At 30.6% G+C, this 26770-nt stretch carries 25 protein-coding genes and 1 riboswitch; of the genes, 13 read left to right on the top strand and 12 right to left on the bottom strand.

What is annotated here, in order from left to right:
- Position 1: 1 nt before the first annotated feature.
- Genes AC5SLN_RS04675 through AC5SLN_RS04660 form a run of 4 tightly spaced genes read right to left on the bottom strand, consistent with a single transcriptional unit; the run spans position 2 to position 4024 of the window.
- Positions 2-1483 (bottom strand): aldehyde dehydrogenase, encoded by a 1482-nt coding sequence (locus tag AC5SLN_RS04675; protein ID WP_494592972.1) that lies wholly within the window; start codon positions 1481-1483, stop codon positions 2-4.
- Complete coding sequence (locus AC5SLN_RS04670; protein WP_494592970.1) at positions 1484-2266, bottom strand: alpha/beta fold hydrolase; 783 nt, start codon at positions 2264-2266, stop codon at positions 1484-1486.
- Positions 2267-2270: 4 nt separating this feature from the next.
- On the bottom strand, positions 2271-2858 hold the full coding sequence (locus AC5SLN_RS04665) for an amino acid synthesis family protein (RefSeq protein WP_494592968.1): 588 nt from the start codon (positions 2856-2858) through the stop codon (positions 2271-2273).
- Positions 2858-4024, bottom strand: coding sequence for an LLM class flavin-dependent oxidoreductase (locus AC5SLN_RS04660; RefSeq protein WP_494576445.1), 1167 nt, complete (start codon positions 4022-4024; stop codon positions 2858-2860). Before AC5SLN_RS04660 ends, AC5SLN_RS04665 begins: the two co-directional genes overlap by 1 nt.
- A 163-nt stretch (positions 4025-4187) precedes the next feature.
- On the opposite strand from AC5SLN_RS04660, the gene AC5SLN_RS04655 reads away from it, so the two are divergent.
- Positions 4188-4934 carry a maleate cis-trans isomerase family protein gene (locus AC5SLN_RS04655; protein WP_494592966.1) on the top strand — a complete coding sequence of 249 codons (747 nt, stop codon included), beginning with the start codon at positions 4188-4190 and terminating at the stop codon, positions 4932-4934.
- Here the strand turns inward: AC5SLN_RS04655 and AC5SLN_RS04650 are convergent.
- Genes AC5SLN_RS04650 through AC5SLN_RS04640 form a run of 3 tightly spaced genes read right to left on the bottom strand, consistent with a single transcriptional unit; the run spans position 4931 to position 6855 of the window.
- On the bottom strand, positions 4931-5545 hold the full coding sequence (locus AC5SLN_RS04650) for a YjbE family putative metal transport protein (RefSeq protein ID WP_006997251.1): 615 nt from the start codon (positions 5543-5545) through the stop codon (positions 4931-4933). The genes AC5SLN_RS04655 and AC5SLN_RS04650 overlap by 4 nt on opposite strands.
- A 41-nt stretch (positions 5546-5586) precedes the next feature.
- The gene (locus tag AC5SLN_RS04645) at positions 5587-6078 is read right to left on the bottom strand and encodes a tetratricopeptide repeat protein (protein ID WP_494576441.1); all 492 of its coding nucleotides are present in this window, start codon (positions 6076-6078) and stop codon (positions 5587-5589) included.
- A gap of 3 nt (positions 6079-6081) precedes the next feature.
- Positions 6082-6855 carry a 5-oxoprolinase subunit PxpA gene (locus tag AC5SLN_RS04640; protein WP_494592964.1) on the bottom strand — a complete coding sequence of 258 codons (774 nt, stop codon included), beginning with the start codon at positions 6853-6855 and terminating at the stop codon, positions 6082-6084.
- Positions 6856-6882: 27 nt separating this feature from the next.
- Here AC5SLN_RS04640 and AC5SLN_RS04635 point away from each other — a divergent pair, with 27 nt between their 5' ends.
- From AC5SLN_RS04635 to AC5SLN_RS04590, 10 genes are all read left to right on the top strand, one after another.
- Positions 6883-7569, top strand: coding sequence for a 5-oxoprolinase subunit B family protein (locus tag AC5SLN_RS04635; RefSeq protein ID WP_494592963.1), 687 nt, complete (start codon positions 6883-6885; stop codon positions 7567-7569).
- Positions 7562-8515 (top strand): 5-oxoprolinase subunit C family protein, encoded by a 954-nt coding sequence (locus tag AC5SLN_RS04630; protein ID WP_494592961.1) that lies wholly within the window; start codon positions 7562-7564, stop codon positions 8513-8515. Before AC5SLN_RS04635 ends, AC5SLN_RS04630 begins: the two co-directional genes overlap by 8 nt.
- Positions 8502-9383: a DMT family transporter gene (locus tag AC5SLN_RS04625; RefSeq protein ID WP_011281851.1), complete on the top strand. Its 882-nt coding sequence runs from the start codon at positions 8502-8504 to the stop codon at positions 9381-9383. Before AC5SLN_RS04630 ends, AC5SLN_RS04625 begins: the two co-directional genes overlap by 14 nt.
- 24 nt (positions 9384-9407) lie before the next feature.
- Positions 9408-9497, top strand: a riboswitch (glycine riboswitch).
- 77 nt (positions 9498-9574) lie between these two features.
- A complete protein-coding gene (gene gcvT, locus AC5SLN_RS04620; RefSeq protein ID WP_494592959.1) occupies positions 9575-10681 on the top strand; it encodes a glycine cleavage system aminomethyltransferase GcvT in 1107 nt (368 codons plus the stop codon).
- The gene (gene gcvH, locus AC5SLN_RS04615) at positions 10678-11058 is read left to right on the top strand and encodes a glycine cleavage system protein GcvH (protein WP_006997244.1); all 381 of its coding nucleotides are present in this window, start codon (positions 10678-10680) and stop codon (positions 11056-11058) included. Before gcvT ends, gcvH begins: the two co-directional genes overlap by 4 nt.
- On the top strand, positions 11059-13917 hold the full coding sequence (gcvP, locus tag AC5SLN_RS04610) for an aminomethyl-transferring glycine dehydrogenase (RefSeq protein WP_494576431.1): 2859 nt from the start codon (positions 11059-11061) through the stop codon (positions 13915-13917).
- Positions 13918-13929: 12 nt separating this feature from the next.
- Positions 13930-15174, top strand: coding sequence for an NAD(P)/FAD-dependent oxidoreductase (locus AC5SLN_RS04605; protein ID WP_494592957.1), 1245 nt, complete (start codon positions 13930-13932; stop codon positions 15172-15174).
- Positions 15167-15901, top strand: coding sequence for a DUF1365 domain-containing protein (locus tag AC5SLN_RS04600; RefSeq protein ID WP_494592955.1), 735 nt, complete (start codon positions 15167-15169; stop codon positions 15899-15901). Before AC5SLN_RS04605 ends, AC5SLN_RS04600 begins: the two co-directional genes overlap by 8 nt.
- A gap of 31 nt (positions 15902-15932) precedes the next feature.
- On the top strand, positions 15933-17111 hold the full coding sequence (locus tag AC5SLN_RS04595; protein ID WP_494592953.1) for a class I SAM-dependent methyltransferase: 1179 nt from the start codon (positions 15933-15935) through the stop codon (positions 17109-17111).
- A gap of 13 nt (positions 17112-17124) precedes the next feature.
- A complete protein-coding gene (locus tag AC5SLN_RS04590) occupies positions 17125-17673 on the top strand; it encodes a DUF3833 domain-containing protein (RefSeq protein ID WP_018413933.1) in 549 nt (182 codons plus the stop codon).
- Here AC5SLN_RS04590 and AC5SLN_RS04585 read toward each other — a convergent pair.
- Positions 17670-18431 carry an SDR family NAD(P)-dependent oxidoreductase gene (locus AC5SLN_RS04585; RefSeq protein ID WP_494592951.1) on the bottom strand — a complete coding sequence of 254 codons (762 nt, stop codon included), beginning with the start codon at positions 18429-18431 and terminating at the stop codon, positions 17670-17672. The two genes, AC5SLN_RS04590 and AC5SLN_RS04585, sit on opposite strands and share 4 nt — an antisense overlap.
- 21 nt (positions 18432-18452) lie before the next feature.
- Here AC5SLN_RS04585 and AC5SLN_RS04580 point away from each other — a divergent pair, with 21 nt between their 5' ends.
- Both AC5SLN_RS04580 and AC5SLN_RS04575 read left to right on the top strand, forming a co-directional pair.
- On the top strand, positions 18453-18920 hold the full coding sequence (locus AC5SLN_RS04580) for a TspO/MBR family protein (protein ID WP_011281859.1): 468 nt from the start codon (positions 18453-18455) through the stop codon (positions 18918-18920).
- Positions 18921-18928: 8 nt separating this feature from the next.
- The gene (locus tag AC5SLN_RS04575; protein WP_271486788.1) at positions 18929-20032 is read left to right on the top strand and encodes an NAD(P)/FAD-dependent oxidoreductase; all 1104 of its coding nucleotides are present in this window, start codon (positions 18929-18931) and stop codon (positions 20030-20032) included.
- Positions 20033-20036: 4 nt separating this feature from the next.
- Here AC5SLN_RS04575 and AC5SLN_RS04570 read toward each other — a convergent pair whose 3' ends face one another.
- Genes AC5SLN_RS04570 through fdhD form a run of 4 tightly spaced genes read right to left on the bottom strand, consistent with a single transcriptional unit; the run spans position 20037 to position 26769 of the window.
- The gene (locus AC5SLN_RS04570; protein ID WP_494592949.1) at positions 20037-21488 is read right to left on the bottom strand and encodes a protein adenylyltransferase SelO; all 1452 of its coding nucleotides are present in this window, start codon (positions 21486-21488) and stop codon (positions 20037-20039) included.
- 8 nt (positions 21489-21496) lie between these two features.
- The gene (gene fdhF, locus AC5SLN_RS04565; protein ID WP_494592947.1) at positions 21497-24265 is read right to left on the bottom strand and encodes a formate dehydrogenase subunit alpha; all 2769 of its coding nucleotides are present in this window, start codon (positions 24263-24265) and stop codon (positions 21497-21499) included.
- Complete coding sequence (locus AC5SLN_RS04560) at positions 24265-25923, bottom strand: NADH-ubiquinone oxidoreductase-F iron-sulfur binding region domain-containing protein (protein ID WP_494592946.1); 1659 nt, start codon at positions 25921-25923, stop codon at positions 24265-24267. The genes fdhF and AC5SLN_RS04560 overlap by 1 nt, the downstream gene beginning before the upstream one ends.
- Before the next feature lie 3 nt (positions 25924-25926).
- Positions 25927-26769, bottom strand: a complete 843-nt coding sequence (fdhD, locus tag AC5SLN_RS04555; protein WP_494592944.1) for a formate dehydrogenase accessory sulfurtransferase FdhD — start codon at positions 26767-26769, stop codon at positions 25927-25929.
- Position 26770: the final 1 nt, after the last annotated feature.

Raw genomic sequence — 26770 nt, 5'->3', positions numbered from 1 at the left:
ATTAACCCATTGTAAATGGATCAGTCATTGGTTTATCCGATGAATTTAACCATGTGGTTTTTATTCTTGTGTATTCTTTAATTGACTCAATTCCTGCTTCTTTTCCATATCCACTATCTTTAATTCCTCCAAACGGGGCCATGGGTGAAATTAACCTATAAGTATTTACAAAAGTAATTCCAGCTCTAATTGCTTTTGATATTCTCAAACCTCTTCCGAAGTTTGAGGTATAAACTCCAGAAGATAAGCCATATTTATTATCATTCATTAATTTAATCACATCCTCTTCTGTTTCAAATTTCATAACAGATAAAACTGGACCAAATAATTCATTCTCTGCTGTAGGCAAATTATGATTTTCACACTCAATAATTGTAGCTGGAAAATAATAAGCTTTACTAGATATATTGGACCTTTTTCCACCGCATCTAATTTTTCCACCTTGCTCAATTGTAGCTTTGATATTTTTTTCTATATTTTCTAGTTGTTTATAACTATTTAAAGGTCCCATTTGAGTTTCATTATCCATAGGAGCTCCTAATTTTATTTTTTCAGCCTTAGCTATTAGCTTATTTAAAAAGTCATCATAAATTTTAGATTGAATGTAAAGTCGTGATCCTGCAATACAGCTTTGACCACTTGCACCAAAGATACCAGCAGTAATTCCATTTAGTGCGTTCTCTTGTTCGGCATCATCGAATACGACAACAGGACTTTTTCCACCAAGTTCTAAGCTTACTTGCGATAAATTTTCTGCAGAATTTTTAACAATATGTTTTGCAGTTTCAGGACCACCTGTAAAAGCAATTCTTTCTACAAGGTCATGTGTAGTTAGAGCTTTACCACAAGGCTCACCTAGACCAGTAATTATATTTACAACACCTTTGGGTATACCTGATTTTTCAACTAGTTTTGCAAACTCTAATAATGTTACAGGAGCTAGTTCAGAAGCTTTTATTACAACTGTATTACCCATTGCTAATGCGGGTGCTAGTTTTACTGCAGTTAATAACATTTGGGAGTTCCAAGGAATTATTGCAGCAACAACACCAATAGGTATTCTAGTAGTTGTTACTTGCATGTCTGGTTTATCAATTGGGACAACTGTTCCCTCAACTTTATCGGCTAGTCCTGCAAAATAATCATAATATTCAGCAATATAGTTAGCTTGTGTTTTTGTTTCTCTAAAAATTTTTCCTGTATCAATTGTTTCTATTGTACCAAGATGTTCAGCATTTTGTCTTAATTGATCTGCAAGAGATCTTAAGTATTTAGCTCTTTCTCTTGGGTGTAAATTTGACCAAGATTGTTCAAAAGCATTTTGTGCGGCCTTAACTGCTTTATCTACGTCCTTTTCGTTAGCTTCAGGGACAGTTGCCCAAACTTCGTTGTTTTCTGGATTTACAGTTTCTATTTTTTTTCCAGACTCTGAATTAACCCATAGTCCATTTATATACATTTTAAAGTTTTGAATTTTTGTCATTTATTTATTAATAAAATTTTTAAGATTGATATTAACATCATCTGCGCACTCTATACTACAAAGATGTTTTCCATTATTTATCTCAATAAAACTTGAGTTTATTAAATCATTAGATAAGGATTTTGACATCTCGACAGTAGATCCTGAGTCATTTGAACCTGTCATCACAAGGGTCCTAGTTTTAATATTTTTAATTATATCTTTATTATCCTCATGATAAGCAAATAACTTGTAAGCTTTTAAAAAGTTTAAATGATCTTTTTTATTTTTTGTTAAAATTTTTATAAATTGATTATAAGTTTCTGGATGATCATTTAAGTATTGATCAGTAAACCATCTTTTTAGGGCTTGTTTTGAAATAGGTTTGTTTAATTTAGCCTGTTCAAATCTTTCTATAACTAAAGACCTTTGTTCTGATGTTCTTTTATATGTTGTGCCTATTACAACAAGGCTATTTAGTTTGTCTTGAAATTTAGAGGCAAAATTTAGCGCAATTAAAGAGCCTAAAGAAAAACCGACAAGATTAATCTTATCCACTTTCAAATATTCTAATATCGATTTTAGTTGGTTTGAAAAATCATCTAATGTTACATCTTCTTTATTAAGAATAGTTTTTCCATGCCCCAATAAATCATATGTAATTATTGAATATTCTTTGAAAGCTTCAATTTGGGGTTCCCACATCCGCTGATCAAGTCCAACTCCATGAATAAAAACTATAGGAACTGTATTATTATCAATAAATGAATAATAATTTTGATTGGGATCAAAATTTTGAAACATTAATTTATTTGGGATCTATTCCCATTTCTTTCATGTCTTGATAACGATCACCTGTTCTAGCATGAGCTCTACCTGTGGAGGCTCCACCAATTGCTATGACAATTTCATCATCAAAAGGAGCATCATGAATTGTGAATTCATGAGTTAAATAATAAGGCCTTAGACCTGAATCTGTTTTATGCATCATTGGAATAGACATTTTTGATCCAGCTGGACCTCTGGTATTGGTAAAACTCAAATAAGATGTCCCCCCAACTGCATCTCTAAATTTATTACCAAATCTTAATGTATGAATAAATGCGGATGCATGCTCAATTTCACCATCAAGCCCGACCGTACCAGCTTTTCCATATGCTAAAATTTTTTCAGGTGAGCCAATCTCTTTTATAAGCTCTGGAACTAAAATATCACCTAACTTAGGTGCTAAATCTAAAATTATTGGTTTAAGATCATCAACAAAACCTTTTCCATTCCATGGATTTTTAAATACAGCAGCAACAGAAACCATTAAAACTGGTTCTTTAGCTTCTTTACCGCCTTCAATAAAAGTCTTATCTACAAATTTTGTAAACTTTCTAAGCTCTAATTTCATTAACTTGCCTTTTCTATACTTGAATTGTCTAAATTAATCTTTGGTATAACTTCATCATTAAACAACTTTATACTTCTCATGCAAGCTTCATGATCTATTCCAGGAAAATTAGACCAAACTTGAAGGTTTTGTAAATTTAATTCAGACTTTAATTCATTTATTTTATTAACAACATACTCCGGTGTTCCAAATAATAAATTTCTTTTATGTAGAAAGTCATAATTAAGCAAATCTAATTTGTGATTTGTTTCTGGCAATTCTTCTCCTGGATCCATATGATTACCCAAACCCCTCCAATGACAAACCCACTTCATGTAATTAATAATATGTTCGCCAGCTAATTTTTCAGCTTCTTCCATAGTTTCTGCAACAAACATATCTCTAACTAAAGATATACCTTCTCCAAGCGGTACTTCTCTATTTTCAGTTTTTGATTTTGCATCTCTATAAATTTCAAATCTAGTTTTTAAAGCTTTTACAGTTGGTATCCACATTATGGTGTTCAATCCATTTTGCGCTGCCCATTCAATTGATCTTGCACCATCAACAACCTGCCATATAGGTGGATGAGGTAGTTGTTTTGGTTTTGGTACTATACTAATTTTTTTTATTTCATTAGTTTTTGTATCAAGAAATTCTTCACTAGGTGGACTCATGTCATGTTGCCAATTAAATCCAGGTGTAGGGTAGTTATAAAATTCACCTTGGTGACTAAAAAATTTTTCAGTCCATGCTTTTTTCATTATGGTTAATGACTCATCAAACAATCTAAAATTTTTTGCCTGATCTTTTAAATCAGCCTCTTTGTTCATGTTGATAGCTTCTCTTCCATATATTCCTCTACCAATACCAACATCAACTCTTCCACCTGACAACTGGTCTAGTAAAGCAATGTCTTCTGCAAGACGGATAGGGTTATGAAATGTAATTACATTGCAAGCTTGACCAATTCTAATTTGTTTAGTTCTTGCGGCTGCATCCACACCCATCATTAAAGGATTTGTACAAGACTCCATTCCTTCATGATTAAAGTGATGTTCGGTATACCAAATAGAGTCCCAATTATTTTCATCACAGTAAGTAGTGATTTCTTGGGTTTCATTTAATAATTGATCGTATGGTTTATGGTTCCAGTTAGTAGTGTTACAAAAATATCCAAATTTCATTCAAATCCCCTTAAATAGTTAAATTTAAAGACGACTGATCCCACTTTCGTATTCTTTAGTGTTTAAACTTTAGTAACGACGAGTTATGTACGCTTTTTTGAAACTTTATTTTAACTAGACTCTTTATTCAATATATATTTAATCCAAATATTACAGATAATTTATGAAATTAAACAAGGTTGAGCCAAAATACATTTCAAAATCGAACCCAAGAATTGGTCTTATAACGCTGGGTAGTGATTTTAGAATTGAAAAGGATTTTAATAACGTGATCTATGGAAGAGATATAGATCTCTATGTTAACCGGATTCATTGTTATAACCCTCTAACCAATGAAACATTAGCTAAAATGGCTGATGACATTACCGATGTTACGAAAGATATTTTACCAGATCAAAAAATAGATTGTGTTGCATATGGTTGTACGTCAGGGACAGTTGCTGCTGGGTATGATGTGATAAAAGATAAAGTAAATTTAGCTAAGCCTGAAGCAAAAGTGACAACTCCTATAACTTCTGCAATTAAAGCTTTAAATGTAATGGGTATTAATAAAATCTCTATCTTTACACCTTATACAAATACAATAAACGACTCTGTAGTTAGTTACTTTGAAAAAGAAAACGTATGCGTTAATTCTTTAACTTATTTTGATATTGCATCTGATTTAGATATTGGAAAAGTTGATGAAGACTATTTATTTGAAGTTTTATCCAAAATAGATCTAGAAGATAGTGATGCATTATTTGTGTCTTGCACTGCATTGCCAGTCTTATCAATAATAGATCAACTTGAAAAAAAATTGAACAAGATAGTTTTATCAAGTAATCAAACATTAATTTGGGACACTTTAAACTTAATTGGAAATAAAGATCCAGTTGTTGGGTTTGGAAAAATTTTTGAAGTTAATTAGAAATATTGTTTAAAAGTTTCATTAATCGATAAGACACCATAATCATTTAATCCACCAATAATTAACTGAAGTGCTACTATTAAAATAAAACCAAGCCCTACATAGGCTATCCATAAGTTTTTTTGAATATAATTAGCTAAATAAGTAGCTAATGCTCCAGTCAATACCACAGATAAAACAAGACCAAATATCATGAAGCCAAAATGACCTTTTGCAGCACCAACTACCCCAATAACGTTATCAAAACTTATTGTAATATCTGCAAATAAAACTTTATAAATACTTTTTACAAATGAAGGTTCTGTTGATTTTTTTACTGGTGATTTAATCTTATTCTTCATTTCAACTAAATCTTTTCTTAAATCATTAACAATCCAAATTAGAAGTAGTCCACCTAAAATTTTAATATAATAAAATTCAAATAAGTAAGTAGCAAAAAGAGCAAAAATAATTTTAAAAACTAAAGCTCCAGCAACACCCCAGAGAATTATTTGCTTTCTATTTTTTGGTACAAAGTTAGCAGCAATTAATCCAATAATAATAGCATTATCAGCTGCTAAGATGATATCTATAAATATGATTTGAGTTAAAATTATGAATTCTTCGATCAAGATTTTTTTATAATATTAAATAATTATTTTAATTCAATGTTTTAATATTTAGACTTCTTTGATCCGTCGATAATTTCTTTTAGTTCCTCATATTCTTCACAATTACAAGATTTTAAAACTTCTAACCTTTCTTTAGCCATATCTATTCGGTTTGTAACTACATAAAGCTCACCAAGGTACTCATTTATTCCATTATGATTAGGTTCAATTTCTAGGCCTTGTAAGTAAAATTTTTCACCTCCTTCAAAATCTCCAAGTTTTCTAGTAGTAAAACCTAAATAATTTAAAGTATCTGCCTGCAGTGGTTTTTCATCATTAGATTTTAAAAGAAGCTTTTGTGCTTTAGCATATCTTTCTTGTGCTTTGTCAGTTTTTCCTTTTTTTTCATATTTCTTAGCTGAGTTAATCAAATTTTTTGCTTTTGTGTAGTCTGAAGCTTTAGGAGTAGAATCGCTATCACTGCTACTTCCTGCTGCAAATGAATTATTAGTGAGAGCTATAATTATTAGTAAAGTATAAATAAGTTTTTTCATATTTTAATTAAATTTATCCATTTTATTTAAAGGTTTTAGTTCTAAGCCATTATCAACTAAATTATCTCTGATAGATTTTGCAGTTGCCAATGAGCTTGCATTATCACCATGTATACAAACCGAGTCAATCTCACAAGGTATCTGTTTACCACTGAGACAATTTATTGCCTGATTTTTAACCATGCTCAATACATGGTTTTTTGCTAATTCAGGGTCAGTGATTAAAGCGTTTGGTTTACTTCTAGAAATTAAATTTCCATTATCTTCATAATTTCTATCTGCAAAAATTTCACAAGCTATTTTCAAACCATTTTTCTTAGCAGCAACTTCCATTTGCGAACCCGTTGGTACCAGATAAATAATATCCTTATTAAGCTCTTTTATTGCCACTGCTAGAGTTGTAGCTAATTCCAGGTCTTCACAAGCCATGTTATTAAGAGCCCCATGGGGTTTAATATGAGTAACATTTTCATTATATTTTTGAGCAATTTTTTGTAATATTTCATATTGGTCAAAAATTAGTTTTTTTATTTCTAAGGAGCTTAAATTCATTCTTTTTCTTCCAAAGTTTTCAGGATCTTTAAATGATGGATGGGCACCCAAACTAACACCATTTTTTTTTGAAATTTGAATAACCATCTCCATTGTTTGTTCATCACCTGCATGGTAACCACATGCAATGTTGGCAGAATTTACAATATTGAGTAATTCTGGATCATTCTCGATAGAATGAAACTTAGATTTTTCTCCTAAATCACAATTGATATTAATTTCCATACTCTTTACTCTCTAGTATAACATGGCATGGTTAAAAATATATCAAATCTTGGTGATGCAGCGGTATATTGCGATTTTGGCTCAGAAGTTAATGAAAAAATAAATGGAAATGTCATAGATTATTTTCACCATATATCAAAATTAATAAAAGATAAAAAAATTGAAGGAATAATTAATTTAACACCCTCTTATAATAAATTAATCATTAATTTTGATTTATCTATAACCAACTATAAAAAAATTAAAAATTTTATAGAAGGTTTAACTATTAGTAGAGATATTAAAGATAATAATCAAAAAATTAGAATACCAGTTTGTTGTGATGATGAGTATGGACTAGATTTTTTGAGGCTAACTAAAAAATTGAATATAAATAAAGATAAAATATTAGAACTATATTTTGGTAAAGAATATTTTTGCTACATGACAGGATTTATTGCTGGTATGCCTTTTCTAGGAGATGTTAATAAAGGTATCAGATGCGATAGATTGGAAACGCCAAGAGTAAAAGTTCCAAAAGGCTCTGTTGCCATAACCGAACAATTTACAAATATTTACACTTTTGAAAGCCCTGGTGGCTGGAATATTATCGGCAACACGCCAAAAAAGGTTTTTGATAAATCAAATTTATTAGATCCAACCTTAATTAAACCAGGCAATAAAGTGATCTTTTATCAAATTTCTAAGGAGGAGTATCTAGACTGGAATGAGTAGTTCATATTTTGAAATTATAAGATCAGGAGTTAACACAACGATTCAGGATAGAGGAAGAAATCACATGTATTATGTGGGTATTACTGTAAGTGGGGCAATTGATCAAAGAAATTATAAACTAAGCAATAAGTTAGTTGGTAATAATTTAGATGAAGCTGTTATTGAATTTGCTTATCAGGGTCCACTTCTAAAATTAAAAAATGGGAAAATTAATCTTAGTGTTACTGGGGATGTGCTTTTCAAGATAATTAGAAAAAATTCAAACATTGAAAATGGTGTTTGTTATAAAAACTATATTTTAGAAGACGAAGATCAAATTGATTTAATATCAACAAAAAATACTGCTTATGGATATTTATCAATTAGTGGGGGTTTAGAATTGAAAAAAACTTGGAATAGTTATTCTATAAATACCAAGGCGAATGTTGGTCCAAATAATGGAAAAAAATATTCTATAAAAGATAAAATTTTTATAAAAAATTCTGATTTTAAAAAAATTGAAGAAATAGAAATTGATTATAAAGAAGTTCCAGATAATATAATTAGAGTTATTAAAGGTACCAATTTTGATTATTTTTCAAAAGAGGCTCAAAATAATTTTTTTAACAAAGAATTTTCAGTTACAAAATTAGCAGATAGAATGGGCATTAGACTTAGTGGTCCTAAGTTAGAAAACATTGTTAGCTCTAATATAAAATCTGAAGGTCTTGTAAAAGGAGTAATACAAGTACCTGCTGATGGAAACCCTATTGTAATGTTGTCTGATCACGGAACTATAGGTGGATATCCCAAAATAGGTGTTGTTATTTCAGCAGACTTAGATCGAGTAGGTCAATTAACACCAGGCACTATTATAAATTTTAAGGAAGTAAGTCTTGAAGAAGCTCAGAATATATTTAAAGCATACACAGAGGATACAAATAAATATTTAAATGAATGTAATTAATAAAATTCCAGGTCCTATATTAGTTTTTATGGGAGCTTGCTGCTTAAGTTTTGGAGGCTTGATTGTTAAATCATTTGAAGGATCAACCTTATGGCAAATATTATTTTGGAGATCTTTATTTTTTTCGCTTACAGTCTTACTTTTTTTAATAATTACTTATAAAAAAAAATTATTTAAAGCGTTTTACGATTCAGGTTTACCAGGACTTATTGGTGGAGTTATTTTATCATTTGGTTTTTGTGGGTACGTCTTTGCGATGTATAATACAACTGTTGCCAATACTAATTTTATTATTTCGACACAAATACTTTTTTTAGCAATATTTGGTTATTTATTTTTAAAAGAAACAATTTCATCTATTACCTTAGCTTCAATTATTTTAGCAATTACGGGTGTCCTATTAATGGTAGGTAATTCTTTATCACCGGGAGAGATGTCTGGAAACTTAGCGGCTTTTAGCATGCCAATTACATTTGCAGTCTTAATTATAATTGTTAGAAAATTTCCTACAGTTGACATGGTGCCAGCTCAATTTATAGCTGGTGTGAGTTCATGCTTTATTGGATTTTTATTATCTGAGAAGCTTATGATTTCTTCACATGATATATTTTTAGGTTTTACAGCAGGTTTTTTCCAAGTAGGATTTGGTTTTATATTTATAACTATGGGTGCACGTAGTACACCATCTGCAATGGTTGGTATAATCATGCTATCCGAATCTGTGTTGGGACCAATGTGGGCCTTTTTATTTGCAGCTGAACGACCTTCTTTATTTACTTTAATCGGAGGAGGAGTAATTCTTTTTGCTGTATTATTGCAATTTTACTCACTACTTTTTTCAAATAAAAAAGAAAAAATTATTAATTGACTCTGTTACATATCTGGTAGATTATTCTTATATACGGGAGAGACTACAAACAATCGTAGCGCCGAAGGAGCAACCACCCAGGAATCTCTCAGGCAAAAGGACCGTAACATATTAACTCTGGAAAGAGATTAAGTTCTCGCCGACGGAATAAAACTCTCAGGCAAACATACAGATGGGTACAGTAAGTTAATATGGATATTTTAAAAACCGCACTTTACAGTTTACATCAAAAGCATGGAGCTAAGTTTGTTCCATTTGCTGGGTATCAAATGCCAATTCAATATTCTAAAGGAATTATTGAGGAACACAAAAGTACAAGAGAAAATGCAGGTATTTTTGATGTGTCCCATATGGGTCAGTTATTCATTAAAGGAGATGATAAGTTGGCAAAAGATCTTGAAAAAATTTTTCCAGCTGAATTGAGTAAGGCTAAATTAAATCAATCCAAATATAGTTTTTTAATGAATGATGAAGCAGGAATTTATGATGATTTAATTATCACAAAAGTTGAAGGTGGTTTTAACATTGTATTAAATGCTGCTTGTAAGAATACAGATTTTAAACTTTTAACTAAATTGTTAGAAGATAAGTATGAAATGATTTTAAGTGAAGAGCTATCGCTTATAGCAATTCAAGGTCCTAAAGCAGTCCAAATACTAGAAAAGATAATCAATGGAGTATCAGATCTAAAATTTATGAATGGTGATACGTTTAATTATCTTAAAGAAGAAGTTTATATCACAAGATCAGGGTATACCGGTGAAGATGGATTTGAGATATCGATCAAAAATGAGAACGCAGAAGTGTTTGTGCAAAAACTCATAGATGAAGGGGCTAATTTAATTGGATTAGGTGCCAGAGATACCTTGAGACTGGAGGCGGGACTTTGTTTGTATGGTCATGACATGGATATTAATAAAAGCCCAGTAGAAGCAAATTTAAAATGGGCGATATCAAAAAAAAGAATTCTTGAGGGTGGATTTATTGGATGCGAAAAAATTAAATCTCAAATAGAGAAAGGAGTAAGTAAAATCCGCGTAGGTATTAAGCCAGAAGGAAGAATTATAGCCCGTGAAAAAACTTCAATATTTAGTGAGGATGATAAAAATATTGGAGAAATTACAAGTGGAACTTTTGGACCGAGTGTTCAGGCCCCAGTTGCAATGGGTTATGTAGAAAATTCATTTTCTAAAATTGATACTAAGGTTTTTTTAGAAGTGAGAGGAAAAAAATATCCGGCAATTATAAGTAATTTGCCATTTTATAAAAAAAGTTATGTGAAAGGAGCTAGTAAATGAGTGAAGTAAAATATTCTAAAGAACACGAGTGGATAAAGTTAGATGGAGACACTGCTGTTGTAGGAATTACACAACATGCAACCGAAATGCTAGGAGATATTGTTTTCGTAGAGTTACCAGAAATAGGATCTTCAGTAGTTAAAGATGGCAATGCTGGAGTTGTAGAATCTACAAAGGCTGCAAGTGATATTTATACTCCTGTATCTGGAGAAATTATTGAAAATAACCAAGCCATTGTTGACGATCCTGCAAAAGTTAATTCTGATCCAGAAAATGAAGCATGGTTTTTTAAATTAAAAATTACTGATAAGTCTGAAATGGATTCATTAATGAATAAAGAAGAATACGAAAAATTTTCAAAAGAAAGTGGTAGTTAAATGTTAAAGAATGCTCAAAAAGATTTTATACAAAGACATATAGGTCCATCTATTGATGAACAAAATGTTATGCTTAAAGAGTTGGGATACCAAAATCTTGATGATTTAATAAAAGATACTGTACCAGAAAAAATTCTTCTTAAAGATGATTTAGATATTGGTGATCCAAATTCTGAATATAAAGCACTTAGAAAATTAAAAGATATTTCTAAAAAAAATAAGATTTATTCTAGCTTTATAGGAATGGGTTATTATGGAACTTATACTCCCTATGTAATACTTAGAAATATTTTAGAAAATCCAGGATGGTATACTTCTTATACCCCTTATCAGCCAGAAGTAGCACAAGGAAGATTGGAAATGTTATTAAATTTTCAACAAATGATAATTGACTTTACTGGAATGGATATTGCTAATGCCTCTCTTTTAGATGAAGGAACAGCTGCAGCGGAAGCTATGGGATTGAGTTATAGAATATCTAAGTCTGAATCTAAAAAAGTTTTTGTTTCAAAAAATTGTCATCCTCAAACAATTGATGTTATTAAAACAAGAGCTGAACCTTTAGGCCTAGAAATAATAGTTGGTGACGAAGATAAAGATATTAAAGAAGATATTATATGTGGTATCATTCAATATCCAGGAACTCTTGGAGATATTAAAGACCCAAGTGAGGCTATTAGTAAAATACATAAATTTAATGGAAAAGCTGTTTTAGCATGTGATTTGTTAGCACTTGCTAAACTAAAAACACCTGCTGAGTTAGGTGCCGATATTGCTGTTGGTAGCTCACAACGTTTCGGAATTCCAATGGGTTATGGTGGTCCCCATGCAGCATTTTTTGCTACAAAAGATGAATATAAAAGATCTATGCCAGGCAGAATAGTAGGTGTGTCAGTAGATAGACATGGAAAAAAAGCATATAGACTTGCCCTTCAAACAAGAGAGCAACATATAAGAAGAGACAAAGCTACAAGTAATATTTGTACTGCACAGGCACTTTTAGCAATAGTTTCTGCAGCTTATGCTGTCTATCATGGTCCACAAGGAATTAAAAAAATTGCAGAAAGTGTCTCTCAATTAACTAAAAATTTTGCAGATAAACTAAAGCAATCTGGTTATGAACTTTATTCAAATGAATTTTTTGATACGGTAACAATAAAAACTCTAGATAAAACAGAGAAGATATACAAAAATGCTTTAGATCAAGGAGTAAACATCAGAAAAGTGAATTCTGAAATGTTAGCAGTATCTTTTGATGAGAGAAAAAATCTTTTTAGAGCAAATCAGTTACTAAAAATCTTTAATTGTTCAGAAACAATTAAAGAGTCTATGAATGAAAGTTTATCTAATATTCCAAAAAACCTATTAAGAACTTCAACTTATTTAGATCATCCAGTTTTTAATAGTTATCATTCAGAAACAGAAATGCTTAGATATTTAAAAAAATTAGAAGACTCTGACATTGCTTTAAATAAATCTATGATTGCCTTAGGCTCGTGCACTATGAAACTTAATGCAGTTGCAGAAATGATACCAGTTACCTGGAAAGAATTTTCACAGCCACATCCTTTTTCTCCTGTAGAGCAAATGGATGGTTATAGAGAATTATTTACAGATTTGAAAAACTGGCTGAGATCAATTACTGGATTTTCTGGAGTTTCATTGCAACCAAATGCTGGTGCTCAAGGAGAGTTTGCTGGTCTAATGGTAATACGTAAATTTCATGAAAAAAATGGTGAAACAAATCGTAATGTTTGTTTAATTCCAAGTTCAGCGCATGGCACAAACCCGGCTAGTGCTCAAATGGTTGGTATGAAAGTAGTTGTTGTTAAATGTGATCAATATGGAAACGTAGACTATGAAGATTTAAAAAATAAAGCTGAAGAACATTCAGAAAATTTAGCTGCCCTTATGGTCACTTATCCATCAACACATGGTGTATTTGAAGAAAAAATAACTGACATATGTGAGTTAATTCATAATCATGGCGGACAAGTTTACATGGATGGAGCTAACTTAAATGCATTAGTAGGTATTGCAAAACCAGGAAATTTTGGACCAGATGTTTGTCATATAAATTTGCATAAAACATTTTGTATACCTCATGGTGGTGGTGGACCTGGTATGGGACCAATAGCCTGTAAAAAACATTTAGAAATATTTTTGCCAAAACATTCTGTGATAAAAGATTGTGGTCCAGTAACTGGAATGGGAGCGGTATCTGCAGCTCCTTGGGGTAGCTCAAGTATCTTATCGATTTCATGGATGTATATAAAGATGATGGGTTCTGAAGGCCTAAGAAAAGCATCACAAGTTGCAATACTAAATGCAAATTATATTGCCCATAAATTAAAAGACTCTTTTCCAATTTTATATAAGGGTAAAAGTGGCAATGTAGCTCATGAATGTATCATTGATATTAGAACGATAAAAAGTGAAACAGGGATCACCGAAGAAGATATTGCAAAGCGATTGATTGATTTTGGCTATCATGCTCCAACAATGTCTTGGCCTGTTGCTGGTACAATGATGATTGAACCTACAGAAAGCGAAAGTTTGAGTGAAATTGATAAGTTTTGTTCTACTCTTATAAAGATAAAACAAGAAATAGATAAAATTCAGTCTGGTGAATATGACAAGACTGACAACCCATTGAAGAATGCGCCACATACTCACGTTGAATTAACATCCAATAAGTGGGATCATAAGTATGAAAGAGAAGAGGCCGCTTATCCTTCAGAGTTTTTAAGAACAAATAAATATTGGCCTCCAGTTGGTAGAGTAGATAATGTTTATGGAGATAAAAACTTGTTTTGCACATGTCCATCTATGGAAGAGTACGAAGACACAGCAGCTTAGATATTTACTACGATGAAAATTGCTGTAGTAGGTGCTGGTATATCAGGATTAAGTGCTGCTTATTACCTATCTAAAAAACATAAAGTTGATTTATTTGAAAAAGAAAATCAATTTGGGGGTCACGCAAATACAATAAAGGTTGCTTACAACCCTAACAAAGAAATTCCAATAGATATTGGATTTATGGTTTTTAATAAGCAAACATATCCAAATTTAATTAATTTTTTTTTAGAAAATAAAATAGAGATTGAAAAAAGTGATATGTCATTTTCTGTTACTGTAGAAAATAGTGGATTAGAATATTGCGGAAAAGGATTAGGTGGAATTTTTTCTAATAAAAAAAATTTATTTAATCCAAAATTCTTAAAAATGTTTTTTGAAATTTTAAGCTTTTATAAAAACTGTGAAAAAATAGAAATTAAAAAAATTAGCTCAATAACATTAGGGGAGTATTTAACAGAAATAAAAATTTCAGAATATTTTATTAATTATCATATTATACCAATGGTATCTGCAATATGGTCGATGCCTCCATATGAAGCAAAACAAATGCCATTATCTTTTTTTCTAAGTTTTTTCAAGAATCATGGGTTGTTTAAAATTAAAGATAGACCTCAATGGTTTACGGTTACAAATCGGAGCAAAACTTATGTCGATAAGATAATAGGCCAAGTTAGTGGTGAACATTTTAAGAATTACAATATAAATAAAGTCACCAGAAATGATTTAGGCGCTAAAATTTTTTATGGGGAGGAAAATGAGTTCTTTGAATATGATAAAGTTGTAATAGCAACTCATGCAGACGAAGCATTAAAGGTAATTGATAATCCAACACTAGACGAGGAGACAATATTAAGGAAATTTAAATATAGAGCAAACACTGCAGTAATACACTTTGATGAAAGCGTTATGCCTAAAAATAAAAAAGCATGGTGTGCTTGGAATTCTTCAATGGATTCAAATAATAATGAAAAGACAGCTGTAACATATTGGATAAATCAGTTACAAAATTTAAAGATAGATAGAAATATTTTTTTAACAATAAATCCATTTAAAGAAATTCCAAATGATAAGATATTTAAAAAAGTAGCATTTACTCACCCTTATTACGATACAGAAGCATTAACCAATCAAAGTAACCTGCATAAAATTCAAAATAAAAAACATATTTTATTTTGTGGTAGTTATTTTGGTTATGGTTTTCACGAGGACGGAATAAAGTCCTCTATTGATATGCTAAAAACACTTAATGATTAAAAATTCTTATATTTATACAGGAAATGTAATTCATAAAAGATTTAAGCCCAAAATTCATAGTTTTAATTACAATGTATTTTCACTTCTTATAGATTTATCGGAAATAGATTTACTACACAAAACTTTAAAGATATTTTCATACAATAAACTAAATATTATTAGTTTCTTTGATAAAGACCATGGAGCAAGAGATGGCAGCTCTCTTAAGGAATGGGTTTTAGATAATCTTAGAAAAAATAATATTGATACTAACGATGTTCATATTAAACTTTTATGTTACCCAAGAATATTTGGATATGTATTTAATCCATTAAGTGTTTTTTATGTCTACGACAAAAATTTTGATCTAATATCTATTTTATATGAAGTAAAAAACACATTTGGCGAGCAACATGTTTATGTTTTTAAAACCAAAAAAAATCAAAATCTGATTCAACATATGTGTAAGAAGAAATTTCATGTATCTCCATTTATAGAAATGAATTGTATTTATTTTTTTAGACTATTGAAACCTGGTAATAAAATATCTGTAATAATTGATCTGAATGATCCAGTTGGCAAAGTATTATATGCTTCACAAGATGGTATTAAAAGTGAATTGACCAATAGAAACCTACTTAAATCTTATTTAAAACATCCATTAATGACATTCAAAATCATTATAGCGATACATTATGAGGCATTTAAATTATGGACAAAAGGAATTAAATTTATAAAAAAAAATTAAATATTAAGAATAATATTACTATCGAAAACTAATGTTAATTTACAAAATTTCAGATTTGATTGTGTTTAGTGCATTAAAAAATATTAAACATGGTTTTCTTGAAATTAAAAAAGTAAATGGTGAAGTTTTAAAGTTTGGCAACCCTGATGAAAATTTAAAAGTTTTTTTAGAAATTAAAGATGAAAACCTAAATTATAATTTGATTAAAAGTGGAAGTATTGGTTTGGGAGAGTCTTATATGAAAGATCTTTTTATAACAAATAATCTTTCTGATTTGATTGAGTTAACAGCAAAGAATATAAAAACCATTTATAAATTTTCTGGAATCTTCGATTTGCCTTTTATCAATTTTATTAAAAATAAAATTATAAAAAATACTAAAAATAGAAGTAAAGAAAATATTGCCAAACATTATGATTTAGGAAATGACTTTTTTTCATTATGGCTTGATAAAACCTTAACCTATTCCAGTGCTATATTTGAAAGCCCCAAACAAGAACTTTTTGAAGCTCAGAACAATAAATATCAAAAACTAATTGATCTTATAAGACCCTCAAGTGGCAATAAAATTTTAGAAATTGGTTGTGGTTGGGGTGGTTTTGCTGAGTATTTAGGTACTAATTATGATGTTAAATTAGATTGTATTACTATTTCCAAAAAACAATATGAATTTGCTAAAGAGAGAATTCATCGATGTGGACTTAATGAAAAAGTAAATATTCAAATTAAAGATTATAGAGATTTAAAGGATAAATATGATCATATTGCATCAATAGAAATGATTGAGGCTGTAGGTCAAAACTATTTAGATAGTTATTTTAATACAATTAAAAATAATTTAACACCCTCGGGTACGGTAGGTATTCAAGCCATAACTATCGATGATAGTTTATTTAATAGATATAAAAATAGAAAAGATTTTATACAACAATATATTTTCCCAGGTGGTTTTTTACCCTCAAAAAGTGAATTACAAAATTATGTTGATAAAAATGGATTAAAATTTGGTGAGTATAATTCATATGCAAATCATTACTCCGAGACTTTGATTATTTGGAGAGAAATATTTAATAAAAAATGGGACTTAATTAAAAAACAAGGCTTTGATTTAAAATTTAAAAAAATGTGGGAATTTTACCTTTCATATTGTGAAGCTGGTTTTAAATCAAAAAACATAGACTTAATTCAATTTTCACTACAAAATAAATAACTATAGGAGCTACATGATAAACTTAAAGATAATTAGATTAACAGTGTTAATATTTGCTTTATTCTTTACAGCAAGTTGTATAAACAATAACTCTATGAAACCGACAGATTTTAAAAATACTGAACCAACTATGACTATAGAGCAATATTTTAATGGTCCGGTTAAAGCATGGGGTCTATTACAAGACCGTAGTGGTAAAGTTACTAGACAGTTTAAAGCTGATATGACAGGTAGTTTTGAAGGAGATATTTTAACTCTTAAAGAAGATTTTTATTGGACAGACGGAGAAAAACAAAATCGTATATGGAAAATTAAAAAGATTGATCAAAATTATTACGAAGGAACGGCACCCGATGTTGTGGGTACAGCTAAAGGTTATCAATATGGATCAGCTTTTAAATTTGAGTACGATTTAATGGTCCCATTTAAAGGAAAGAATATTAAAGTTTCTTTTGATGATTGGATTTTTAAACAGGATGAAGATGTTGCAATTAATCGAGCTACACTTACAAAGTTTGGATTTAAAGTTGGTGAATTGACAGTTTTCTTTAAAAAAAATTAATAATCAATTTTCTTCATACCTCTAGCAACTAGTTTAAAATACAAACTACTAGGTAGCATTTGAAGGAATTTTAAAAAATAGGTAAAGGCTTTTGGGAAATGTATTTCAAAACTTTTTTTGATTACTAATCCTTTATAAATTTCATCTGCAGCAAATTCTGGAGTTTTGATCATGGGCATTGGAAAATCATTTTGATCAGTCATAGGCGTTTTTATGAAACCGGGGCTGATTAACGAAACACGCACATTCTTCATTCTCATATCAAAGTTTAAGCTTTCAGCAAAGCTAGTAAGTGCTGATTTTGAAGCACAATATGCACCAGCTGCAGGCAATCCTCTATAGCCCGCAACAGAAGAAATTATAGATATTTGGCCATTTTTTGTCTCAGAAAAATAATCATAGATTGAATTAATTGAATTCATGGTTCCAAAATAATTAACTTCCATTATTTCTCTTATCTTGTCTAAATTGAATTTTTTCTCTGATTTTGGATCATGCATGCCAGTACCGAACACACAGATATCAATATTATTAAATTTTTTGATTATGTCTTTTGCGACCAATTTACATGCATCTACTTCAGTAACATCCAAAGGAAAAGGAAATATATTTTGATTAATTTTTTTAAGTTCATTTAATAAATTTTCACGTCTTGCAGATGCAGCAACCATCCACCCATTTTCTGCAAATTTGATTGCAAGAGCCTTACCAATTCCACTACTTGCACCTGTTATCCAAATAACTTTTTTATCTTCCATATTCTATTGTATAATAGAAATATGTTAAAAAACAAATTCTTATCTTTTTTATTGTTTGCTCTTGTAACTTTTTCTGCATCTGCAATAGGAGGTTTAGCTACCGTAGGTTTTAAAGAGCCTTGGTATTCTTTAATCATCAAACCTTCATTTAATCCACCAGATTGGATTTTTGCACCAGTTTGGACAACACTCTATTTTTTTATGACAATTGCTATCTGGAAATTTTGGCATAGTAAAAATAGAGACATGAACACTATTTACCTTTATTTCATTCATTTAATTTTTAATACAACTTGGAGTATAGTTTTTTTTGTTTTTCATAAAATAGTTTTAGCTATGATTGTATTAGTAATTTTAATCTTATTGATAATTATTCTCATAATTAGATTTAAGCGTGTCAACTTGTATAGTTATTATTTAATGATTCCTTATTTACTTTGGTGTCTCTTTGCTTTACTTCTTAATATAAGTTTAATCATATTAAATTAAAATAAATTATGGATGATGTTGTAATAGTAGGTGGTGGAATAATTGGAACTGCTACAGCTTATTTTTTATCTAAAGAAGGTAGAAAAGTAAAAGTTATAGAAAGAGACCCAACTTATAAAACAGCTTCATTTCCATTGTCCCTTGGTGGATTTAGAAGACAGTTTTTTCAAAAAGAAAACATATTACTTGGAAAGTTTGCTAGAGAATTTATTTTTCAAATACCAGAATTACTTAAAACTGAAAAAAATCCAAACCCTACAGCAAGCATGGTCACAAATGGCTACTTGTTAATGTTTGGCCCAGAGCATGCTAAGGAACAATATGAAGCCTTAAAAAATCATGAAGCTTGTGAAGCTGGAACTAAAAATATCAAAGGTTCTGAACTATCAAAAATATTTCCTTATATAAATAGTGAAGGTATTGAAACAGCAACTTATACTGACAACCAAAGTGAGGGATGGATTGATCCTTTCATGTTTCATAGCGCCTTAAAAAGTAAGGCAATTGAATTAGGTGCTGAATTTATCAAAGGCGAAGTAAAAAATATTTCTGATATCAAAGCTAAAACAATTATATCGGCAGCAGGATGTTGGACTAAAGAATTATTAAAAGATATTCCGGTAGTTCCACAAAAACACACAGTTTTTAGAGTTAAATGTCCTAAATATATTAAAGAAATGCCATTAACAGGAGATTTAACAACGGGTGTTTACTGGAGACCTGAGGGTGGAGAGTATTTAGCAGGTTCACCTAATTCAGTATTTGATGCTACTGATCTAGAACCAGCTTGGAATGATTTTGAAGAATTAGTATGGCCTGCATTAGCACAAAGAATTCCTGCTTTTGAAGAATTAAAATTAACTGGTGGATGGGCTGGTTATTATGATTGTAATAAATTAGACAACAATGCCGTAGTTGGCAAACACCCTAAATATGAAAATGTATATATGGCTTCAGGATTTACCGGTAGAGGATTAATGCAAGCCCCTGGAATAGGAAGAGCATTAACTGAATTAATTTCTACAGGATCTTATCAAACGATTGATATTAGTGATTTTTCTGTTGAAAGAGTTCTTGATAATAATGCTAGACCAGAACCGTACGTTTTATAAAAAATTAAGTTCCACAAAAAGTTTGATACTTCACATGACTATGAGGAGCAGGGGACATTAATTCTAAATCATTTTCATTAACCTGATATGGATTTTTTAAAATTTCAGTTAATTTATTAAACAAGGTTAAATCACCATTATTAGCTAATGTTAAAGCCTCTTCAATTTTGTGATTACGAGGTATTACCATTGGGTTAGAAGAACTCATTAAGTCCATAGATTTATTATGAGTGTTACCAAACATTACTAATCTTTTCATCCATTTAGTTTTCCATAAATCAAAGTCTGCATTATCATAAACTTCAGAATTCTTAATTGTCTTATTCATCAAAAAAATAAAAGTATTTGTATAATCAGCTTTTTTTTCATTCATCCAATTTAATAATTCCATAATTAAATTTTTATCTTCTTTATCTTCACCATATAACCCAAGTTTATCTCTCATCATATTTAACCATCTTATTTCATAATTTTGTTCAAATTTATCTAGAGCTTCTGTAGCTAATTTAATCGCTTCATCTTCATTGGTACTAATAAGAGGAATTAGACATTCAGCAAACCTTGTTAAATTCCATTTGGTAATTTTTGGTTGATTTTCATAGGCATACCTACCTAGTTGATCTATTGAACTAAAAACTGTTTTAGGATCATAAACATCCATAAAGGCGCAAGGACCATAATCTATTGTTTCACCAGATATAGACATATTGTCAGTATTCATAACCCCATGAATAAAACCAACACGCATCCAATCAATTACAAGTCGGGTTTGTTTTTCGATTAAAACATTTAGTAAGTCTAATGCTTTATTCTTTGATGATTTTATATTGGGGTAGTACTTTTCAATTGTGTAATTAATTAAGATTTCTAAATCACTAATATTTTGTTTTGCAGCAATGTATTGAAATGTTCCAACTCTTAGATGGCCTAAGGCCACCCTTGTAAGAATTGCACCTTGTGAAATTTGTTCCCTAACCACATCTTCACCAGTTTTAACTACCGCTAAACTTCTAGTAGTAGGTATTTTTAAAAAATGCATTGCTTCACTTATTATATATTCTCTCAACATTGGGCCTAAAACAGCCCTACCGTCACCACTTCGTGAGAATGGAGTTCTACCAGAACCTTTGAATTGTATATCAAATCGTTCATTATTTTTGGTCAGGTGTTCGCCGATTAAAACAGCTCTTCCATCACCAAGCATTGTAAAATGACCAAATTGGTGACCAGCATAAGCTTGTGCTATAGAGTTAGACCCTTCAGGCAATATATTTCCTGAAAAAATTTTTGATAAGTCGTCATCATTAATATTTGAAAAATCTAGATCTAATTTATTTGCCAGATCTTTATTTAGTATTAATATTTCTGGTGCATTTACTGCAACAGGATTGATATTTTCTTTGAATGTTTTTGGTAATCTTGAATAACTATTGTCGAAATACCAACCAATTGTCATTTTATCAATTAGTTAACTTCTGCTTGATTTTCTTTTGGTTTGATTTCAGTTTTAAATTGGTTTGAGATTTTTTGAACTTCAACTGCTGACACTTTATATTCTGCACACATTGTTTCTTCATCTTTACCATGACCGGTTACCATATTGACCATATGTTCTGGAAAATGGAATGTTGTGAATACTATGCCTTCTTTAACTTTATCTGTAACCTCTACTTTTAGAGCAACTTCTCCTCGTCCAGAATAAAGTCTTGCTATGTCACCTGTATTTAACTCTCTTTTGTTAGCATCATTTGGGTGAACTAATAATAAGTCTTCAGAAACTATATTGATGTTACTTGTACGTCTTGTCATTGTCGCAGCATTGTAATGTTGTAGAACTCTACTAGTTGTTAAAATTAATGGATATTCTTTTTTATTAGTTTCAATTTCTGTAGACTCTTTCCAATCAAAGTTTTTAAGACGTCCTTTTCCAAGTTTGAAAGTTTCTTGGTGTAAAATTTGAGTGTCAGTTCCATCTTCTTGAACTGGCCACTGTAATCCCATTTTACCAAGTCTTTCTCTTGTTACACCTTTAAAGAATGGAACGACATCTGCTATTTCTGCTAGAATTTGATCAGCGTCATATTCAGGTTGGTCAAAGCCTAATTTTTGCATCATGTCTGTTACAATTGTTCCATCAGTTTTAGTACCAGGTAATGGAGGAACAGCTCGATTAACTCTTTGAATTCTTCTTTCGGTATTAGTAAAGGTTCCATTTTTTTCTAAGAAAGTTGTTCCAGGTAATACTACTGTTGCAAGTTTTGCTGTTTCACTCATAAAAATTTCTTGAACAACTAATAATTCTAACGAGTTCATTGCCTGAACTACATGTGCACTATTTGGATCTGTTTGAACGATATCTTCTCCAATAATCCAGACAGCTTTAACTTCTTTATTAATAGCACCATCAAACATTTCTGGAATTTTTAATCCTGCTTTGGTTGGGTGAACCACTCCATATTTTTCAGTGTAAAAATTTTGAACTTTTTCATCAGCTACTTCAAAATAACCTGCACCTTGATGAGGTTGACAACCCATATCAGCTGCACCTTGGACATTATTTTGTCCTCTTAATGGGTTAACTCCAACACCTTTTCTACCAATATTTCCAGTAATCATGGCAAGATCAGCAATTAACATAACCGTCTTAGATCCTTGTTCTTGTTCAGTAACTCCTAAACCGTGGAATTCCATAGAGTTTTTAGCTGTCGCATAAGCAATTGCTGCTTCTTTAACTAACTGTTTATCAACACCAGCGACTTTCGCTAGATGATCCATATCTTGTCTCTCAATTTCTTTAATGAAATTCGCAAAACCTTCAGTTCTATCTCTAACAAAATCTTTATCATAAAGGTTTGCTTTTAATATAAAATGTAACATCATATTTAAAACAGCCACATTTGTTCCTGGTCTAAGTTTAATATGATAATCAGCAAGTTTAGCAAGCTCAGTAGTAATTGGATCTAAAACTATTAGTTTTTTTCCTTTCATTACTTGTTGTTTAATTTTTGCTCCAGTAACAGGGTGAGCATTTGTAGGATTTGCTCCTATAACCATAAATAAATCTGCGTGATAAATATCTTCTGTAGAATTAGTTGCAGCACCAGTTCCAAAAGTTTGTTGCATTCCCCAAGCTGTTGGTGAGTGACAAATTCTTGCACAACAATCAATATTATTAGTTCCAATTGCAGCTCTAATCATTTTTTGAAATACATAATTTTCTTCATTAGTACATCTTGCAGAAGAAATTCCAGCTACAGCATCAGGGCCACTTTTTTTTGTAATTCTATTTAATTCTTTTTTAATAAAGTCATATGCTTCATCCCATGATGCTTCTTCAAATTTTCCATTTCTTTTAATTAAAGGAGTTTTTAACCTATCTGGATGATCGTAAAATCCAAATGCATATCTTCCTTTAATACAAGTGTGACCTGCATTAACTTCAGATTCTTTAGGCGTAGATATTGCAACAACTTTATTATCTTTAATTGATGCTTCTAAATTACATCCAACACCACAGTAAGAGCAAGTCGTTCTAACTTTTTTATCTACTGCAACAGATTTTGATTGATAAACATCAGAGATAGCATCTGTTGGACATGTGTGTGCACAAGCACCACAAGATACACAAGACGAATCTCCAAACAATGCATCGTTGTCAGTTGTGATTTTAGACTCAAATCCTCTACCACTCATTGTTAAAACAAAAGATCCTTGAATTTCGTCACAAGCACGAACACATCTTCCACAGTTAATACAGTTATCTAAATTCATTCTCATATAATCGTGAGATGTATCTTTAGCAATACCCTTGTGTTGTTTTGGGCTGTTATATCTATGATCTGATATACCTAAATCATTTGCAACATCTTGTAGTTCGCAATTATTATTTACTTCACAAGTTCCACATTCCATTGGGTGGTCAGTTAAAACTAGTTCGACAATATTTTTTCTTAAAGCCGTTAAATTTTCATTATTTGTAAAGATGTATTGGTTTTCACCAACTGGTGTATGGCATGATGCTACAACTTTAGTTGGACCATCTTTTACAAGAGCCACCTCTACAGAACAAACTCTACAAGCACCATAAGGGGCTAAATTTGGATCATCACAAAGGGTTGGAACTTTTTTTTCACCCAAATAACTTTTTACAAAATTTAAAACAGAGGTATGGTTTGGACCAATTTCATATGGCTTTCCATCTATGTAGGCGATTTTTCTTTTTTCTGAGCTCATTAATTATCTTTCACCATATCATCCTTCATTTCATCACCAAAATATTTTAATATATTCATGATGGGAGTAGGAATTGCTCCACACAAAGCACATAAACAGCCTTTTTGCATAGTTACGAGCAGCTCATTTAGTAATTTTAATGGAATCTTAGCAGTTTTATTCTTTGCTTGATCAAACATTTCCTTACCTCTGTAAGAACCAAGTCTTCCAGGAAAGCATTTTCCACATGATTCTTCGGCAGAAAACTCAAATAAATGATGGATATATTCAACCATAGGAAAGTCTTTTGGAATACTTACTATACTTGCGTGTCCTAACATAAAACCTGCAGCAGTAAATTCTTGAAAATCTAAATTTAATTTTTCAATCTCGGTAATAGGAATTACACCTCCTAATGGACCTCCAATTTGTAATGCTTTAATGGGCTCTTTAAAACCACCACCAATATCATTTAAAACTTTTTTCATTGGTGTTCCCATTTCAACTTCATAAACACCTGGATTATTGAAAAAACTATCAAAGCAAACTAATTTGGTTCCAGCAGATTTTTTATTTCCAATTGCAGAAAACTTATCAGCTCCATTGATAAGTATACCCGTAGCTGCAGCTAATGTTTCAACATTATTCACAACTGTTGGTTTCTTGTAAAGACCTTCAGTGACAGGGAAGGGAGGTCTGACATCTACTTCAGCTCTTCTTCCTTCAATTGATGCAATCAATGCTGTTTCTTCTCCACAAATATAAGCACCTTGACCAATACAAATATTTAAATCAAAAGAAAATTTAGTTCCTAAAATATTTTCACCAAGTAAGCCTGCTTTTTTTAAAGAATTAATTGCTCCATTAATTGCTTCTATAGATTTTGGGTACTCTCCTCTTATATATAAAACACCTTCATCACTACCAATAACATAACCACAAATAACCATTCCAAATAAAACTTTTAATGGTTGATCTTCTAATAAATATCTATCAGAGAAAGCACCTGAGTCACCTTCATCGGCATTACATATAACATATTTTTTTTCAGAAGAAGCTTTTCTACAAAAATCCCATTTCATACCGGTAGGAAAACCAGCACCACCTCTGCCAGTTAAATTAGAGTCTAGGAGGGATTTAGTTATCTCTTGTTTGTCAGTAGCAATAAATTTTTTTAATTGTTCCTTAAATTGATCTAAATTAGAAAGTTTGTCATCCATTAAAAAACTAGTTGAGGCATAACTTTTAGAAAAGAATTTTTCTTGAACTATGTCTTCACCTTTAATTATTTGATCAATCTTATTAATATCGTTTCCGGCATAATTCTCACCATCATAATGAAAAGCATTATTTTCATAGCAGTGACCAAGGCAAAACATTTCACCAACTTTATCGTCACCTAATTTTTCTTGTAATTTTTTTTTAAGCGGCTCTTGAGTACCAGCACACATGCAAGCGCTTCCATTGCAAACAAAAGCTTTTTTTTCTCTATGAGAGGGTCTTAAAAATTCATAAAAACTTTCTGCACCATGTATAGTTGAGATACCCATGTTATATTCTTTTGCAATTTCCTTTATACCATCAGCATTATTTGATTTTAATGATCGTTCAGATATTTTTTCGAACAGATTATTCTTTAAACCTATTCTGCCGGATAAATTACTTATATTTTTTGACACTTATTAACCTTTAATTATCACTCTGTCTTCATTACTATAAATATTAAAACTATCTTCTTTTACAAAACCTATCAATGTAATGTCAAACTTATTAGCTAAATCGATTGCTAGACTTGTTGGCGCACCAACTCCAATTAGAATACCAATATTGGTCATTAAAACCTTTTGAACTAGCTCAAAATTTAGTCTTCCAGAGCATGTTATAAATTGGGAAGAGGGGGTTAATAATCCCTTATTTAATGAATAACCAATTAATTTATCAAGAGCATTATGTCGACCAACATCCTCTTTTATACACACTATTCCACCATCGCTTGTAAATAGGCCACTAGCATGAATGCCACCTGTCTTAGAAAACTCTGATTGATTATCCCTTAGCACAGAAGGAGATTTGATAATTATTTCTTTAGAGATTTTAGGTAAAGATTTTAAGACCTTATCTTTTTTGATAATCTCTAATGAATCTAAAGAGGTTTTACCACAAACACCACAAGATGAATTTGTTAAAAAATTTCTTTTAATCTTATCAATATCTATGTTTTCAGAATTGTTTAATGTGACAACAATTTTATTTTGAAGTTTATATTCACCTACATAATCTCCAACACTCTCAATTTTCTCAATATATTCATTTTTTTCAATAATTTTTTCGTTGAAAAGAAAACCTCTAACTAGGTCTTCATCATTACCTGGCGTTCTCATTGTTATAGAGATTATATTTTGTATCCAAGTTTCTTTAGTTTTAAATTTGATTGAAATTTCTAAAGGTTCTTCAATAGAGATTAAGTCTTCTACATTATTTAAATTATTAGACTTATATTTTTGTATTTTATATTTTGAGGTCATT

Source organism: Candidatus Pelagibacter sp. PS_31, from assembly GCF_059417865.1.
This window is presented reverse-complemented; position numbering and strand designations above follow the sequence as displayed.

Bases quoted from the DNA above. Each gene is read 5' to 3' on its own strand.
- AC5SLN_RS04675 (WP_494592972.1), bottom strand. From the start codon at position 1,483: ATGACAAAAATTCAAAACTTTAAAATGTATATAAATGGACTATGGGTT.
- AC5SLN_RS04670 (WP_494592970.1), bottom strand. From the start codon at position 2,266: ATGTTTCAAAATTTTGATCCCAATCAAAATTATTATTCATTTATTGAT.
- AC5SLN_RS04665 (WP_494592968.1), bottom strand. From the start codon at position 2,858: ATGAAATTAGAGCTTAGAAAGTTTACAAAATTTGTAGATAAGACTTTT.
- AC5SLN_RS04660 (WP_494576445.1), bottom strand. From the start codon at position 4,024: ATGAAATTTGGATATTTTTGTAACACTACTAACTGGAACCATAAACCA.
- AC5SLN_RS04655 (WP_494592966.1), top strand. From the start codon at position 4,188: ATGAAATTAAACAAGGTTGAGCCAAAATACATTTCAAAATCGAACCCA.
- AC5SLN_RS04645 (WP_494576441.1), bottom strand. From the start codon at position 6,078: ATGAAAAAACTTATTTATACTTTACTAATAATTATAGCTCTCACTAAT.
- AC5SLN_RS04640 (WP_494592964.1), bottom strand. From the start codon at position 6,855: ATGGAAATTAATATCAATTGTGATTTAGGAGAAAAATCTAAGTTTCAT.
- AC5SLN_RS04635 (WP_494592963.1), top strand. From the start codon at position 6,883: ATGGTTAAAAATATATCAAATCTTGGTGATGCAGCGGTATATTGCGAT.
- AC5SLN_RS04630 (WP_494592961.1), top strand. From the start codon at position 7,562: ATGAGTAGTTCATATTTTGAAATTATAAGATCAGGAGTTAACACAACG.
- AC5SLN_RS04625 (WP_011281851.1), top strand. From the start codon at position 8,502: ATGAATGTAATTAATAAAATTCCAGGTCCTATATTAGTTTTTATGGGA.
- gcvT (WP_494592959.1), top strand. From the start codon at position 9,575: ATGGATATTTTAAAAACCGCACTTTACAGTTTACATCAAAAGCATGGA.
- gcvH (WP_006997244.1), top strand. From the start codon at position 10,678: ATGAGTGAAGTAAAATATTCTAAAGAACACGAGTGGATAAAGTTAGAT.
- gcvP (WP_494576431.1), top strand. From the start codon at position 11,059: ATGTTAAAGAATGCTCAAAAAGATTTTATACAAAGACATATAGGTCCA.
- AC5SLN_RS04605 (WP_494592957.1), top strand. From the start codon at position 13,930: ATGAAAATTGCTGTAGTAGGTGCTGGTATATCAGGATTAAGTGCTGCT.
- AC5SLN_RS04600 (WP_494592955.1), top strand. From the start codon at position 15,167: ATGATTAAAAATTCTTATATTTATACAGGAAATGTAATTCATAAAAGA.
- AC5SLN_RS04595 (WP_494592953.1), top strand. From the start codon at position 15,933: ATGTTAATTTACAAAATTTCAGATTTGATTGTGTTTAGTGCATTAAAA.
- AC5SLN_RS04590 (WP_018413933.1), top strand. From the start codon at position 17,125: ATGATAAACTTAAAGATAATTAGATTAACAGTGTTAATATTTGCTTTA.
- AC5SLN_RS04585 (WP_494592951.1), bottom strand. From the start codon at position 18,431: ATGGAAGATAAAAAAGTTATTTGGATAACAGGTGCAAGTAGTGGAATT.
- AC5SLN_RS04580 (WP_011281859.1), top strand. From the start codon at position 18,453: ATGTTAAAAAACAAATTCTTATCTTTTTTATTGTTTGCTCTTGTAACT.
- AC5SLN_RS04575 (WP_271486788.1), top strand. From the start codon at position 18,929: ATGGATGATGTTGTAATAGTAGGTGGTGGAATAATTGGAACTGCTACA.
- AC5SLN_RS04570 (WP_494592949.1), bottom strand. From the start codon at position 21,488: ATGACAATTGGTTGGTATTTCGACAATAGTTATTCAAGATTACCAAAA.
- fdhF (WP_494592947.1), bottom strand. From the start codon at position 24,265: ATGAGCTCAGAAAAAAGAAAAATCGCCTACATAGATGGAAAGCCATAT.
- fdhD (WP_494592944.1), bottom strand. From the start codon at position 26,769: ATGACCTCAAAATATAAAATACAAAAATATAAGTCTAATAATTTAAAT.